Annotated in this window: 13 protein-coding genes; 4 read left to right on the forward strand and 9 right to left on the reverse strand. The window is 73.1% G+C overall.

The window, feature by feature from the left end; genetic code table 11:
• Both VT52_RS24335 and VT52_RS24340 read left to right on the forward strand, forming a co-directional pair.
• A complete protein-coding gene (locus VT52_RS24335) occupies positions 1-1170 on the forward strand; it encodes a GNAT family N-acetyltransferase (RefSeq protein ID WP_071387639.1) in 1170 nt (389 codons plus the stop codon).
• Positions 1171-1219: 49 nt separating this feature from the next.
• Positions 1220-2338 carry a GNAT family N-acetyltransferase gene (locus tag VT52_RS24340; RefSeq protein WP_143070910.1) on the forward strand — a complete coding sequence of 373 codons (1119 nt, stop codon included), beginning with the start codon at positions 1220-1222 and terminating at the stop codon, positions 2336-2338.
• Positions 2339-2440: 102 nt separating this feature from the next.
• Here the strand turns inward: VT52_RS24340 and VT52_RS24345 are convergent, their stop codons facing one another.
• Positions 2441-3340, reverse strand: coding sequence for a phytanoyl-CoA dioxygenase family protein (locus VT52_RS24345; RefSeq protein ID WP_071387640.1), 900 nt, complete (start codon positions 3338-3340; stop codon positions 2441-2443).
• A 112-nt stretch (positions 3341-3452) separates the two neighbouring features.
• Between VT52_RS24345 and VT52_RS24350 the strand changes: the two genes are divergently transcribed.
• Entirely contained in the window at positions 3453-4769 is a 1317-nt protein-coding gene (locus VT52_RS24350; RefSeq protein WP_071387641.1) for an MFS transporter, read from the forward strand.
• Positions 4770-4835: 66 nt separating this feature from the next.
• Positions 4836-6056 (forward strand): ATP-grasp domain-containing protein, encoded by a 1221-nt coding sequence (locus VT52_RS24355; RefSeq protein ID WP_053055670.1) that lies wholly within the window; start codon positions 4836-4838, stop codon positions 6054-6056.
• Between the two features lie 21 nt (positions 6057-6077).
• Here VT52_RS24355 and VT52_RS24360 read toward each other — a convergent pair whose 3' ends face one another.
• The 8 genes from VT52_RS24360 to VT52_RS24395 all read right to left on the reverse strand — a co-directional run bounded on the left by VT52_RS24360 (position 6078) and on the right by VT52_RS24395 (position 13531).
• Positions 6078-6659 carry a GNAT family N-acetyltransferase gene (locus VT52_RS24360; RefSeq protein WP_240509862.1) on the reverse strand — a complete coding sequence of 194 codons (582 nt, stop codon included), beginning with the start codon at positions 6657-6659 and terminating at the stop codon, positions 6078-6080.
• Positions 6660-6763: 104 nt separating this feature from the next.
• Positions 6764-7780, reverse strand: a complete 1017-nt coding sequence (locus VT52_RS24365; RefSeq protein WP_071387643.1) for an SDR family oxidoreductase — start codon at positions 7778-7780, stop codon at positions 6764-6766.
• A gap of 28 nt (positions 7781-7808) precedes the next feature.
• Positions 7809-9059: a beta-ketoacyl-[acyl-carrier-protein] synthase family protein gene (locus VT52_RS24370; RefSeq protein WP_071387644.1), complete on the reverse strand. Its 1251-nt coding sequence runs from the start codon at positions 9057-9059 to the stop codon at positions 7809-7811.
• Positions 9056-9316 carry an acyl carrier protein gene (locus tag VT52_RS24375; protein WP_046429417.1) on the reverse strand — a complete coding sequence of 87 codons (261 nt, stop codon included), beginning with the start codon at positions 9314-9316 and terminating at the stop codon, positions 9056-9058. Before VT52_RS24375 ends, VT52_RS24370 begins: the two co-directional genes overlap by 4 nt.
• Positions 9317-9363: 47 nt before the next feature.
• Positions 9364-10644, reverse strand: coding sequence for an aspartate aminotransferase family protein (locus VT52_RS24380; protein WP_079175226.1), 1281 nt, complete (start codon positions 10642-10644; stop codon positions 9364-9366).
• Positions 10641-11108, reverse strand: coding sequence for a type II toxin-antitoxin system RatA family toxin (locus tag VT52_RS24385; protein ID WP_046428216.1), 468 nt, complete (start codon positions 11106-11108; stop codon positions 10641-10643). The genes VT52_RS24380 and VT52_RS24385 overlap by 4 nt, the downstream gene beginning before the upstream one ends.
• On the reverse strand, positions 11095-12345 hold the full coding sequence (locus VT52_RS24390) for a GNAT family N-acetyltransferase (RefSeq protein WP_071387645.1): 1251 nt from the start codon (positions 12343-12345) through the stop codon (positions 11095-11097). The genes VT52_RS24385 and VT52_RS24390 overlap by 14 nt, the downstream gene beginning before the upstream one ends.
• Positions 12346-12400: 55 nt before the next feature.
• Positions 12401-13531, reverse strand: coding sequence for an acyl-CoA dehydrogenase family protein (locus VT52_RS24395; protein WP_046428848.1), 1131 nt, complete (start codon positions 13529-13531; stop codon positions 12401-12403).
• Positions 13532-13549 lie beyond the last annotated feature (18 nt).

The following is a 13549-nucleotide window of genomic DNA, read 5'->3' on the forward strand; positions in this document are numbered from 1 at the left end:
ATGGATGTCCGCACCTACGACACAGTCGGCGCGCTGCCCGACGCCGACTGGGACTCTCTCACGTCCGGGTCCACCATCTACTCGACCGCGGGCTTCCAGGGCGTACGTGAGGAAGAGCTTCCGCCCGGGGCGCGAGCCCGGCGCGTCACGGCCCATGATGCCCAGGGCGCCATGGCGGCCGGTCTGGAGGTCTACTCGTTCGCCCGGCCCCCGCACGCGCTCTACACGCCCGCCGATCTCCTCGCCGGACTCGTCGGCGAGGAGCGCCACGCGGCGGTCGCCTCGCGGCCGCTGGCGATCGGGGCGGGCTGGTCCGAGTTCCGGGGCCAGGTCGTCCACCACCCGGACGCCGGGCCGAAGCGGCGGGCGGCGGCCGTCGGAGCCCTGACCTCCGAGGCCCTGGCCTTCGCCGAGAAGGCGGAGGCATCCGTCCTCGCCTACTACTACCTTCCCCGCGAGGACGCCCTCGACATCGCCCGCGCCCACGAGGACGCCGTCGTCCTCTTCCACGACGTGGAGACGGTGCTCCCGGTCGGTCTCTGGGACGACCTGGACGACTACTACGCCTGGCTCCCGGCGAAACGGCGCCCCCGCGCCCGGCGCGAGGTGCGGACCTTCCGCGAGAGCGGGCGCACCGTCCGCGAGGTGGCACTGCCGGAGGTCGTGGAGCGCATCGCCCCGCTCAACAGCGCGCTGATGCGCAAGCACGGCCACGACTACGGGGTCGCCAAGGCGGCGGAGGTCTACGGTCGGCAGGGACGGCACCTGGGCGATCGCAGCACCCTGCTGCTGGCCGAGGAGGGCGAGAACCCCGTCGGCTTCGCCCTGCGCTACCGCCACCAGGACATGCTGTACGCCCGGGTGGCCGGCTTCGACTACGGCTACGAGAACAAGGCGGACTACTTCAACCTGGTCGTCTACCATCCGGTCGCGCAGGGGACGGGGCGGTCCACCCGCGCCATCCACCTCGGCCTCGGCACCTTCGAGGCCAAGCTGAGCCGGGGCGCCCAGCCGGTCCCCCTGTACACGGTGCTCGTGGGCGTGGACCGGCCCCTCGGGGCCGATCCCGACGCAGTGCGGGAACGCAACCGGGCGGAGACCGAGGCGTTCGGGGCCGCGTACGCGCGGCACGTGGTCGGCGGAGTCGACACGAAGGAATGGCAGCTGTGAACACGTGTACCGCCCCGCGGACCGGACGGTGCTCAAGGAGGCCCCGGCCGTGACCGAGACCAGGCATCTGACATCGATCGGCGACATCGCACGCGACACCTGGGACTCCCTGGTGCCCGCCTCCTGCTTCTACCAGAGCCACGGCTGGCTCGGCGGGCAGGAGCGCCCCGACTTCGCCACGGCCACCTACACCGTGGTCTCGTCGGGCAGCGAGCTGCTCGCCGCCACCCCCTCCTACGACTTCCCCGTGGAGAACGCCCCGCCCCTCCCGCCGATCGCCGCCGACCGGGCGGTCCTGCGCGTGGGCACCCGCACCGGCTACCACAACGAGTTCCTGCTCGCCGGAACCGAGGCGGAACGGCGGGACGCCCTGGCCGAGTTGGTGGAGGGGCTGGCCGAGCACGCCGCCCGTCTCGGCCGCGACGCCCTCCTCTTCGACTTCCTCACCACCGACAGCCTGCGGCTGCTCGCCGGCCTGTTCCCGGTCCGGGCCCAGCTGCGCAGCGCCGAGGCCGTGATCCACAACGAGGGGGGCACCTTCGATTCGTACCGCCGGCTGCTCGGACGCAACGTCCGCAAGCGTGACTACGAGGTGCGCAAGTTCCAACAGGCCGGGCTGCGGCTGGAGACGGCACCCCTGTCGGAGTGCGTGGACGAACTGGCGCCGCTGATCGGCCAGACCATGGACCGGTACGACGCCTCCCTGGACCTGGCGGAGATCCGGGCGTTCCTCAAGCTCCAGGCCGATCACCTCGACGGCCTCAGCACGGTCTTCCGTGTCGTCGACGAGGAAGGCGGCCTGGTCGGCGGGCATGTCGCCTTCGCCTGGCGGGAGATGTGCTACGCCCGGGTGGCCGGGTTCGACTACACCCGGACCCGGGACGCGTACGAGTACTTCAACGCCGTGTACTACGGCCCGCTGCGGCACATGGAGCGCCATGGGCTCGACACCCTGCACCTGGGCCTGTCGGCGGTGGAGGCCAAGGTCAGGCGCGGGGCGCGGCTCCATCCGGTCTGGGCGGCGGCGCTGCCGCTGCCGCTGGTCCGGGGCGCCGGACTGACCCGTGACACCACCGCCGACCAGGCCCTGGCCGACTCGGTGCGGGCCGAGGCGGGCGGCGGGATGGACGAGGGGGAGTGGGAGCTGAGCCGGATCACCCCGCTGTGACCCCCGTGACGGTCTCCCCGGGGTGCCGTGCCGGCCGGCCGGCACGGCACCCCGGGCGAGCCCCGGCTCCTGAGCCCGGGTGCGCCCCGGGGCCGGGAGCCCTCACCTCCGGGCGGGCCAGAGGGTGGGGCAGAACTCCGGGTCCGTGTAGTCCGGCTCCCCGGAAGGGGTCCGCCGTACCAGGACGTCGTGCTTGTACGGCTGCTGGCGGCCGTCGGAGTTCCGGTAGTGCCGGTAGGCGTTGGACCCGTCCTGAAGGTGGAACGAGATCGCGCGGCGGGGGTGCGGACTGCGGTTGGGCCCGCTGCCGTGGTACAGGAGGCAGTGGTGGAAGGTCATGTGACCCCGCGGAATGTGCACGGGGACCCGCTCGATGGCGGCTCCGTTGCGCTCCGCGTCCCCCTCCAGCAGGTAGTCGCGGGCCTTGTCGGCGGGATCGCCGACCGGTCGCTCGGCGCCGTGCCGCCGTTCCCACCGATGGCTCCCCGGCACCATCGTGATGGTGCCCGCCTCCTCCGTGCAGTCATGGAAAGGAATGAAGGCGGTCAGCATGTTGTCGGACGAGCAGGTGGGCCAGAAGTATTTGTCGAAATGCCAGGAGACAATGTTCGACGTTTCTTCCGGAGCCGCCGGCTTGTAAATGAGGGTCGCCTGGAAGGTGCGTATCTCCGGTGTTCTCGCCAATCGCGCGGCCACGGCCGCGACGAGGGGTTTACGGAGAATTCCGGCGATGGTCTCGTCCCGGTAATGAATGTAGTCGCTGTTGCGTTGGATCTCGCCGTCGGCGGGTGACCAGTCGGCCAGTCGCTCCGGTCGAACGGGCAGCTCGCGACCCCTTTGACCTGCGTAGAAGCGCTCGCTGGCCTCGGTGAGGGCCTCGGTCTCGGCATCGCTGAGCAGTTTCTGTGAAAGATACCACCCGGTTTCCTCATAGCGCAGGACATCGTCGTCCGACGGCAGCAGCCTTAATTCTTCTTCCGTCAATACCGAATATTCCGACACTGCATCCTCGTCTCTCTGGACGTCCGTCGAACCGTCGGTCCGCGACGCACTCTAGCGTATGGATGAGGCGTGTGCTAGGTTCATTTCCTGATTAGTTCGACCGAAGGACGAGATGGCGATCCTAGACGACGAAATCCGAGTTCTCCTCAAGGAGAACAGGGATTTCCGAAACGTATGGACAGGGGAGTCCGCCGCCCATTTCGGGGCCCAGCTGACCAACTTCCTGCTCCCCCTGGTCGCGGTGACCGCCCTGCATGCCAGCGGTACCGAGGTGGGCCTCATCTCCGCCGTGCAGTTCGTCCCGGTCGTCCTGCTGTCCCTGGTCGCCGGGATGGTGGTCGACCGCCATCCGCCCCGCCGCACGCTGGTGCTCACCAGCCTGGTCCGGGGCGCCGCGCTCGGGCTCCTCGGCCTCGCACAGGCCGCCGGGGGGCTGACGGCCACCCAGGTGGTGGCGGCCGCCGCGGTCATCGGCACGGCCACCGTCTTCTACGAGGTCGCCTACCAGTCCACCCTTCCCAAGATCGTCCCGGTGGACTCCATCTCCTCGGCCAACGGACTGCACCAGGCCACCTACTCCATCAGCCAGCTCGCCGGCCCCTCGGCGGCGGGCTTCCTGGTGGGAAGGACGGGACTCTCGCCGACCTTCGCCGTCGCCGCCGCCCTCTTCGCGGGCGCCGCGTTCAGCGGATCGCTCCTGCGCGGTGTCAAGGCCCCCGGCGTGCCGCGGCAGTCGGCGCTGCGCTCGATCGGATCCGGGCTGCGGTACACATGGTCCCTGCGGCCCCTGCGCGACCTCTGCACCCAGGCGGGCCTGTCCAATCTGCACGAGCAGTGCTTCCTGACCGTCTTCCTGGTCTTCGCCGTCCGCGAGCTGGGCCTCGGCGGCACCGCGGTCGGTGTGGCCATCGGCATCGGCAGCGTCGGCGCGCTGGCCGGCTCGCTGGTGGCCGCGCGCATCGGCGCCAGGATCACCGTGGGCAGGGCGCTCACCGGGGGTGTGGTCCTGGCCGCCGTGGGTCTGCTCCTCGTCCCCGCCGTGGCCGCCGTCGACCTCGGCGCCGTCGTACTGGTGGCCCTCCTCGCTCTCGCCTTCGTCGTGAACGGCTTCGGGGTGGCGCTCTTCAACGTCTTCGCGGTGAGTCTGCGGCAGACCATCCCGCCGGAGGACCAGTTGGGCGCGGTCACGGCGAGCTACCGGCTGGTGGCCCTCGGGACGCTGCCGCTCGGCGCCTTCGCCGGCGGGGCCCTCGCCGACGCGCTGGGGCCCGGCCGGGCCATCTGGATCGTCGGGGTCTCGTACCTGTGCGTCTCCTTCTGGCTGATGTTCTCGCCGCTGCGCTCCGCCGCCACCCTCGAACAGGCCCGTGTGCTGGGCGAGGGGCCGCGGACCGCGGACACCGCCGACGAGCAGTCCTCCGCCTCCTGACCGGCCGCGCGCCCGGACCGCGCCACCTCCTGCCCCCGTGTACGGACACAGATAGAGAGAAACGCCGTGGCTGTCGAGCGAGACGTCCTGATCTACTCCAAGCGCTTCGAGGGCGGGGTGCGCCTGGTCTCGCGCATGCTCTCGGAGATGGGCCGCCGTCCCGTCCTGGTCTCCGACGAGCCGGAGGACGTCAACCGCGACCACTGCGCGGCCCACATCGTCGTCGACTGGGCGAAGGCGAGCCTGGAGGAGCTGGTGGCGGCGGTCGACGCGGCGGGCGTGGAACCGACCGCCGTCGTCAACTTCGTCGACTCGCTGATCTCCTGGCAGGTACGCACGGCGCGGCACTACGGGCTGGCGGGCGGGGAGAGCGGCCGGGAGGTCCTGCTGAGCAAGGCCCGGGTCCGGGCGGCCATGACGGACCTGGGCCTGTCCTCGCTGCCGTTCGTCGCGGGAACCGCCGCCGCTCTCGACGTCGGGGCGGTCACCTCGTACCCCGTCATCGTCAAGCCCGACCAGGACTCGGGTGGTTCACGGCTCGTCCGCCGCGCCGCGGACGCCGGGGAACTCAGCTCCCGCCTCAAGGAACTGGCCGACACCGTGGGCCCGGACACGGACGCCCTCGTGGAGGAGTACATCGACGGCGTCGAGTTCTCGGTCGACGGTCCGGTGCTGGACGGCCTGTTCCACCCGCTCTTCGAGGTCGAGAAGACGGAGCACGACAACCTGCGCCACCACGACGCCGGACTCCTCGTCTCGCCCCCGCCCTCCGCACACGTCCGGCAGGCCGTGCGCGACCTGTCGGAGCGGATCGGGGCCCTGTGCGCCTCCCTCGGTCTGGGGGCCGGCTGGCTCCATGTCGAAGGGCGGGTGCGCGCGGACGGCAGCTGCGAGCTGGTCGAGATCAACCCGCGCCCCGGTGGCCGGATGTACCGGGCGGCCACCCGGCGGACCTGTGGTGTCGACCCCATCGACATGTCGGTACGCATGGCGCTCGGCGAGCGACCGGACGACGCCCCGGCGGGGGCGGCTCGCGGCGGCACCGAGCTGCTGGCCATGCTCCCCTTCGAGGCCGACCGCGTCGGCACCCTGGTGAGCGCCACCTCCGTCGAGGAACTCAAGCGGATTCCCGGAGTGGTGGACGGTTACCTGTTCGAGGACTTCCGGGTGGTGACGATGGATCGGGAGAACTTCTTCGCCGAGGCCATGATCCTCGCGGCGGACGTCGCCGGTCTCCACGAGATCGCCGAACAGGTCCGCTCGGTCTTCACCTTCACCTTCGAGTGACCCGCGCGGGCGGGAGCCGGTTCATGGCCCGGAGGGGGCCGGCCGCTCCGGGCCGGGGGCGGCGGGCGCGGCGTAGCAGTGCACCGTCACCGTCTCGGTGGGGCTCCACCGCTGGTCGACGGTGTCCAGCAGGGTCCACCCCAGCCGTTCGTACAGGGCGACGGCCGAGGTGTCGGAGGTCAGGACGTCCAGGACCGGATGGCGCCCGCGCCGCCGGGCCTCGCCCGCGGCCCGCTCCATCAGCAGGGCGCCGACCCCCCGGCCGCGCACCGCGGGGGACACGAACAGACGGCTGAGTACGGCGGTCGCCTCCACGGGCACCCCGGCCCGCCGGCTCCACAGACCGGGCGCCCGGTCCTCCGCCCCGCCGTCGGACAGGCCGACATGACCGACGATCCGGCCCTCCAGCTCGGCCACCCACGCGGCGAACAGCGAGGGCCGGGCCAGCCAGTCACCGGGTCGCTCGGGCCAGTTCTCCGGATAGCCGTCCCGCCGGTGCACCTCGGCCAGCAGCTCCACACAGGCGTCGAGGTCCGCGCCCTCGCGCCGCCGGACACAGCGGCCGGGAGCCTCTGCCGCCGTGGGCCGTGCCGATCGTTCCACCCCAGAATGAAACCACGGTACGACGTCTCCCGCGCGGCACCCAGGAGCACGCGGCCCTCGCACACCTGGCCTCGTGCGTCGGGCCGGGTACACCGGCCACGTCCTCAGGTGCGCAGCGTCCAGGGCCGCGGGTCCGCCAGTGCGAGCCGGGGTTTGCGCGCGGCCCAGTGGTGGACCGCCGTCGTCATCGCGGACGCCGGGTCCCGTACGGGACAGGTCGGGGTGAAGGGCGCGGCCATGCTGGTGTAGCTCTGGAACATGGCCAGGAGCTTGACCGCCTCGGCCTGGAAGGGTGAGAGGTGGCGGTCGGCGAGGGGCAGGAAGAAGCGGGTCCAGGCGTCCGGGGGGACGATCGGGGGGCGGGCGATCGGCGGGGCGCCGTGCGTGGCGCGGAAGGCGTTCAGCGCCGCGCAGGTCACGTCGATCAGGGTGGCGAGGCGCAGGCTCGCGGGACCTGCCGCCACGATCTCGGTGCGGGACGCGGTGGGCGGGGCGGAGAGCGCCGCGCGGGTGATCGCCTGGGCGACCTCGTCCACCGGACTGATCTCCGCGTAGCCGTCCGGATCGCCGACGACGACCGCGGCCAGTCCGGACACCAGGGCGTGCAGCAGGGTGTACGGGCCGGAGAAGCGGGCGATCCCGCCGTCGCGGCGCCGGCCGACGACCAGCGGCGGGCGGACGATCGTCAGGGGCCCGCGATGCTCCTCGCGCACCACCTCCTCGCACACCGCCTTGGACCACTCGTAGCCGTTGCGGTAGCCGTCGAACTCAGAGCCGGCCGCCACCCGTTCCCCGGCGACGTACGCCGTGGACACGTGCACGAGATGGGTGTCGCGGCCGGCGAGGGCGAGGACCGCGCGCAGCGGCTCCACGTTGGCGGCCAGCGCCTGCGCACGGGTCATCGTCCAGCGCGTGGAGGCCGCGGTGTGCACGATGACGTCCCAGTGGCCGCCGAGCTCCGCCGGCCCGGGACCCCGTCCGAGCGGCCAGGGCACGATTCCCGCGTCCGTCGCGCGCCGTGCCGTACGCACCAGGACGTGCGGCGGCGCCTCCGCCGCGCGCAGGGTGCCGACGGTCTCGGTGCCGATCACACCGGTGGCACCGGTGACGAGGATGCGCATGGTTCCGCCTCCCGGCGGGCGTGTGGGATCAGTGGGCGGGGGACAGGACGAGGCAGGCGTTCTGGCCGCCGAATCCGAAGGAATTGGACAGTACGGGAGCCGGACGCACCGTCCGCGGCGCGCCGGTGACCAGGTCCACGAGGCCGGCCTCGGGGCTGGTACGGGTGTTGGCGATCGCCGGGACCAGGCCCGCGGCGGCGCAGCGCAGCGCCAGCGCCGCCTCCAACGCCCCGGAACCGCCGATGAGATGGCCGGTGACACCCTTGAGCGCGGTGACCGGCGGGGACTGTCCGGCGAAGCAGTGGTGGATCGCGGCGGCCTCGGCACGGTCGTTGAGGAGTGTGGAGGTGCCGTGCGCGTTGACATGGCCGATGTCCGCGGGTGACAGCCCCGCGTCGGCGAGCGCCGAGCGCATGCAGGCGGCGGCCACGGAGCCGTCCCTGTGCGGGGCCACGATGTGGAAGGCGTCGCAGTTGTCCGCGTAGCCCGTGATCTCCCCGTGGATGCTCGCCCCGCGCGCCACCGCGAGGTCCCAGCGCTCCAGCACCATGAGCGCCGCCCCCTCGCCGACCACGAACCCGTCGCGGTCCGCGGCGAAGGGCCGGCTGGCCAGCCGGGGCTCCTCGTTGCGCAGCGAGAGGGCCCGCATCCGGGCGAAGCCGCTCATGATGACGGTCGTGACCGGCGCGTCGGCGCCGCCCGCGAGCGCCACGTCCAGCTCCCCGTGCCGGATCTTGCGGGCCGCCTCGCCGAGCGCGGTGGTACCGCTCGCACACGCGGTGGCGTACGTGGTGCACGAGCCGCGGAACCCGAACCGCATGGCGATCCGGCACGCCGGGGAGTTGGTCATGGTGCGGGGCACGGTGTGCACCGGCATGCCCATCGGGAAGCCGCCGTGGTCGAGCGCGGTCGCCTCCATGCTGGGCAGGCCGCCGATCCCGGTGCCGAGCTGCACCCCTGTGCGCTCCGGTGCCACCAGATCGCCGGGCAGCCGGGCGTCGGTCACCGCGTCGGCCGCCGCGCACAGCGCCAGCATGGTCACCCGGTCGATCTGCCGGGCCTCGCGGCGGGTCAGATACGCCTCCGGTTCGAACGGCGGCACCAGGCAGGCGAAGCGCACGGGCACCGATTCGGCCGCCAGCCGGTCGACCGCCGCCGCCGTGGACATGGCCGCCAGGAACGTCCGGAACGCCTCCTCGGGCGTATTGCCCGCGGGCGACTTCACGCCGATGCCGGTGACGGCCACCCGGAACCTGCCCTGGGCGTCCCGGGCACTCACCGCGGCTCCGCCAGGCGCGTCTCCAGCAGGTCCACGGCCTCGCCCAGGGTCTCGGCGGCCGTCAGGTCCGTCACCTGGATGCGCCGTCCGAGTGCGGACTCCAATCGGGAGCCGATCTCCATGAGTTCGAGACTGTCGACCCCGAAGTCGTCCACCAGGCTGGTGGCGCCGTGGAGTTCCTGCGGCTCGGTCCCGATCACATCGGAGACGACGGTACGCAGCAGGAGGTCGAGCTGTTCGCGGGTCCGGGTGGGCATGGGGGTTCCGTTCTCCTTCGGCGGCGCGGCACGGACGGGCTTGGGGGTCATCTCTCGGTGCACCGGGCCTCGGCCTCGGCCGTGGCGTGCGCCAGGGCGCCCAGCGCCTCCGCCACCTCCGGGCGGCCGCAGGCGAGCGAGGGCAGCAGGCGCACAGTGGTGGGGCGGCTCAGGCAGGGGGAGACCAGCAGACCGGCGTCGGCCAGGCCGAGGACGACATCGCCGGCCAGACGCGGAGAGGCGTAGTCGACCCCCCACAGCAGCCCGCGGCCCCTCACCTCGCGCACCGCACCGGCATGGCGGCTCCGCAGCCGGGCCAGCCCCTCGGACATCGCTACGGCCAACTCGACGCCATGGTCCGCCAGTTCCTCGACCGCCGCCAGGGCGGGTGGCAGCGCGGCGCACGCCAGCGGATGACCGCCGAAGGTGGCCGAATGCAGGAACGGGTCCGCCTCCAGCGGTGCGTACAGCTCCTCGGAGCACACCACCGCCGACAGCGGTACGACGCCTCCGCCCAGTGGCTTGCCCACGAGCACCGCGTCCACCGGCAGCCCCTGCGCGAGCGCGACGGACCGCTCGCCGCAGCGCCGCAGCCCGCACTGGATCTCGTCCGCGACGACGAACGCGCCGTGCCGCCGGGCGTCCGCGCACCAGCGTCGCAGCACGGCCGGGGACAGCGCCACGACGCCGTTCTCGCCCTGCACCGGTTCGAAGACGACGGCCGCCAGCTCGCCGGAGGCGGCGGCGCGCCCGACGGCCTCGGCGTCCTCCGGGTCCGCGTGCACCACGTCGACCACGCTGCCGCGCAGCCCGGTGCGGAAGAGCGGGCTGTGGGTGAGGGCGAGCGCGCCGGTCGACTTGCCGTGGAACCCGCCGCGCACCGCGAGGACCCGGCCGCGCCCTGTGGCCAGCCGGGCCAGCTTGACCGCCACTTCCACCGCGTCGGCGCCGTTCAGCCCGAAGTACACCTTCGGCAGGGCGCCTTCGAAGTACCGCACCAGGGTGGCGGCCGCCCGCGCCGTCACCGGGTTGGCGAGGCTGCGCGTGGCGGTGGGCAGGTTGTCCAGCGCCCGGTGCACGCCCGCCACGACCGCCGGATGCCGGTGCCCGAGCAGCGGCACGGCGTAGGAGCCGAAGTCGAGCACGCTGCGTCCGTCGGAGAGGGTGACCCGGCACCCCTCGGCGCGCACTTCCACGGCGCCCCGCCCCGCGAGGCTTCCGGTCAGGGCGAGCCGGGGCGAGAAGTGCCGGCGGACCAGGTCGAACGTGTGCTGGGCGTCGGGGATTTCGCGGTCCTGCCCGGTCCCCGCGGCGGGGCTCCCCGTCACCGCCGCGCCCCCGCGTCCGTGTCCGCGGCCCCCAGCCGCCGTTCCAGGGCCCGCAGCATCTGCTCCGCGTTCTCCCGCAGCGCGTCCGAGGCCACCGGGTTGAGCATCTCGGCGAGCAGCGGGATGCCGATGTCGAAGTCGACGCGCAGGGAAACCGTGCTGTGCGCCGGGCCGGCCGGCGCCACGGCCCAGTACCCGGAGAAGTCCCCGAGGTCACCGGTGACCTGCCGGAAGTCGAAGCGCCGCGCCCCGTGATCGAGCACCTCCGCCTCGGTCCACCGCAGGACCGAGCCCTTCAGGTGGACGGACCACGCCGTCGTACGGTGCCGGGTGTCGCCGCGCTCGATCACCGTCACGGATTCCACGTTGTCCATGCAGCCCGGATAGGACTCGACGTCGGCCACGGCGGCCCAGGCCTGGTCGGGCGGGGCGGCGATGCGCAGTTCCACGTCAACTCGGGGCATGCGAGGTCCTCTTCTCGGGCGCGGACGACGGGGCGGCGACGGGCGCGGGCAGCAGATCGGCGTGCGGGCCGAGGGACTCGGCCAGGGCGGTGTCCAGGGCACGCGGCAGCAGGGTGCGCAACAGGGCGCGGGGCAGCGGGCGCCGATGGGTGAGGGCGTAGGACTGGGGGACCAGGCCGCAGCCCAGCTCCACCTTCGGCGTGTACGCGGTCTGCGCGAACCGGATGTGGGTGCAGCCCGACTCGATGGCCAGCCGGATCGCCGCGTAGTGCACGGCGTGGTACAGCCGTGCCTCGTGGGCGATCCGGTAGTCGAGGCCGATCCGCGCCCCGGTCGCGCCGGTGCCCCGGAACAGACACAGCAGGAACGCCACCAGGCGGTCGCCCTCGAAGGCGGCGACCAGCGCCCGCCGGGGCTCGGCGCGCTCCGCCAGGGCGGCGAGGAAGGACGCGTCCAGGCGGTCCAGCGTCTGGTCCGCGCGGGCCATCACCTGCTCGTACAGGGCGAGTACGTCGGGCAGCAGGGGCGCGAAGTCCTCGACGATCTCGACGCGGGCACCCGGCCAGGCCGCGAACTTGCGCAGCTTGCTCCGGGCGTTGCGCCGCGGCCTGGCGGGCAGCGCGCGCACGTACGCCTCGAACGAGTCGTGTCCGAGCCGCAGTTCGGTGTCCGGCATGCTGCGCGTGACGAAGTACCCGGCGCGTTCCAGCTCCGGCCGCAGGAGCGTGAGTTCCGCGTCGCCGAAGTCCTTGAACACCACGGTGCCGAGTCCGGACCGGGCCGCCACGGTCCCGGCCGCCGACACGAGCAGCCGCACGGCCTCCGGCGGCAGCGGTCCTGCCGTCGCGATGTGGCCCTGGCCCAGCAGGTGGCCGCAGAACAGCATGGGCACGCGCAGCAGTCCGGGGCTCACGGCGCGCAGCGGGCGCAGCAGCCGGCGTTCGCGCGGGCCCACCACGTCGTCCAGGCGCAGCCCGGGAAAGAGGCACAGCGGCAGCACGGCCACCGTCTCCTCGTCCCGGTGCAGCAGCAGATAGCGGTAGCCCTCGGGTCCGAGGCGGCCGCGTTCCATCGCCGCGAAGACCCCCTGGGACCACAGCGGATCGTCCGCCGGGGCCAGGTTCCGCCAGACCGCCGGCGGTACGGCGTCGACGGTGTCCGCGATCTCCACCCGGTAGGACGCCCGGGTGGGCGACGGTCCGCCGGGCCGCGCCGCCGCGCGGTGCTCTCGCCTCATGGGTGCCTCCTCGGCGGGTGGGATCGACGGCCGGAGCCCGTGCGGACCGCGCCGCTCAGCCGATGCGCAGCCGGGCGCCGTCGAGGTGCTCCCGCAGTGGCTGGGCCATGCGGGTGCGGGACGGCGGATGGAAGGTGAGCCCGGAGGCGGCCGAGGCCAGGTACGTGCCGTCGGGCGAGCCGATGAACGCCGTCCCGCCGAGGGCGGACAGGCACCGGGGCGCCGTGCGGGCGATGGCGTCCTGCGCCGCGTAGCGGGCGTGCAGCGCCCGCACCAGAAGCGTGTCGTCCCATGCCTCGCTCTCCATGGCCATCGCCACGGCCTCCACGGCGAGCATCGCGGCCTCGACGTCGACCAGGAACGGCGTCGGATCGCCGCCGAAGCCGCCGGGCCTCGTCAGCACCCGTTCGACCAGGGCGCTGATCACCCCCAGGTACCCGGCGGTCAGCAGCAGTTCGAACCAGAGGAAGCCCGCGACATTGAGCGAGTCGGGCACCGCGTCGGCCGTGACCTCGGTGGCGACGAGCATCTGCGGGTCGAGCTCCACCTCGGTCAGCACCACCTCGTCGCTCTCGGCCCCCGCCAGCACCGGACTGCCCCAGAACGGCCGCACGGTGAGCCCCGGGGTCTTAGCCGGTACGACCGCGACCGCGAGACGTGCCACCCCGTCCTCGCCGGTGAGCGTGACGGAGGCGGTGAGCAGGTCCATCGAACGGGACAGGCTGCACGGCTTCTTGCAGCCGTTCAGCACCACCCGTCCGTCCCGCTGTTCGGCCCTGATGTGCGGGCGCAGGATGTTCTGGCCGGTGTTCCCCTCGGCGAACCCGGAGGCCACCAGCAGCCGTTCCCCGGCGACGGCGGTCAGCAGCAGGCCCTCCATGCCGGTGCCGCGCCTGGCGGTCTCCACCAGGCCGGCGACCGAGAAGTGATGCATGGTGGTGGCGACCGCGAGGGACGGACAGCGGGCGCCGACGGCTCGCTGCGCCCGGACCGCCTGGAGCGCGGTGGCACCGGCACCGGAGTGCTCCGCGGGCACCAGCAGCCCCGGGCCGCCCGCCTCGCGGAACGCCTGGATCGCGGGGCTCGGCGCGCGCTCCAGATCGGTCAGCGGATGGGCGGCGAGCGCGGAGTCCAGGCCGGGGAGCAGCCGGTCGAGAACGGCGCGTTCGGTCTGCAGGAAGTTCACGGACGTCCCTTCTGTGGG

The organism is Streptomyces malaysiense (assembly GCF_000980885.2).
Lineage (GTDB): Bacteria > Actinomycetota > Actinomycetes > Streptomycetales > Streptomycetaceae > Streptomyces > Streptomyces malaysiense.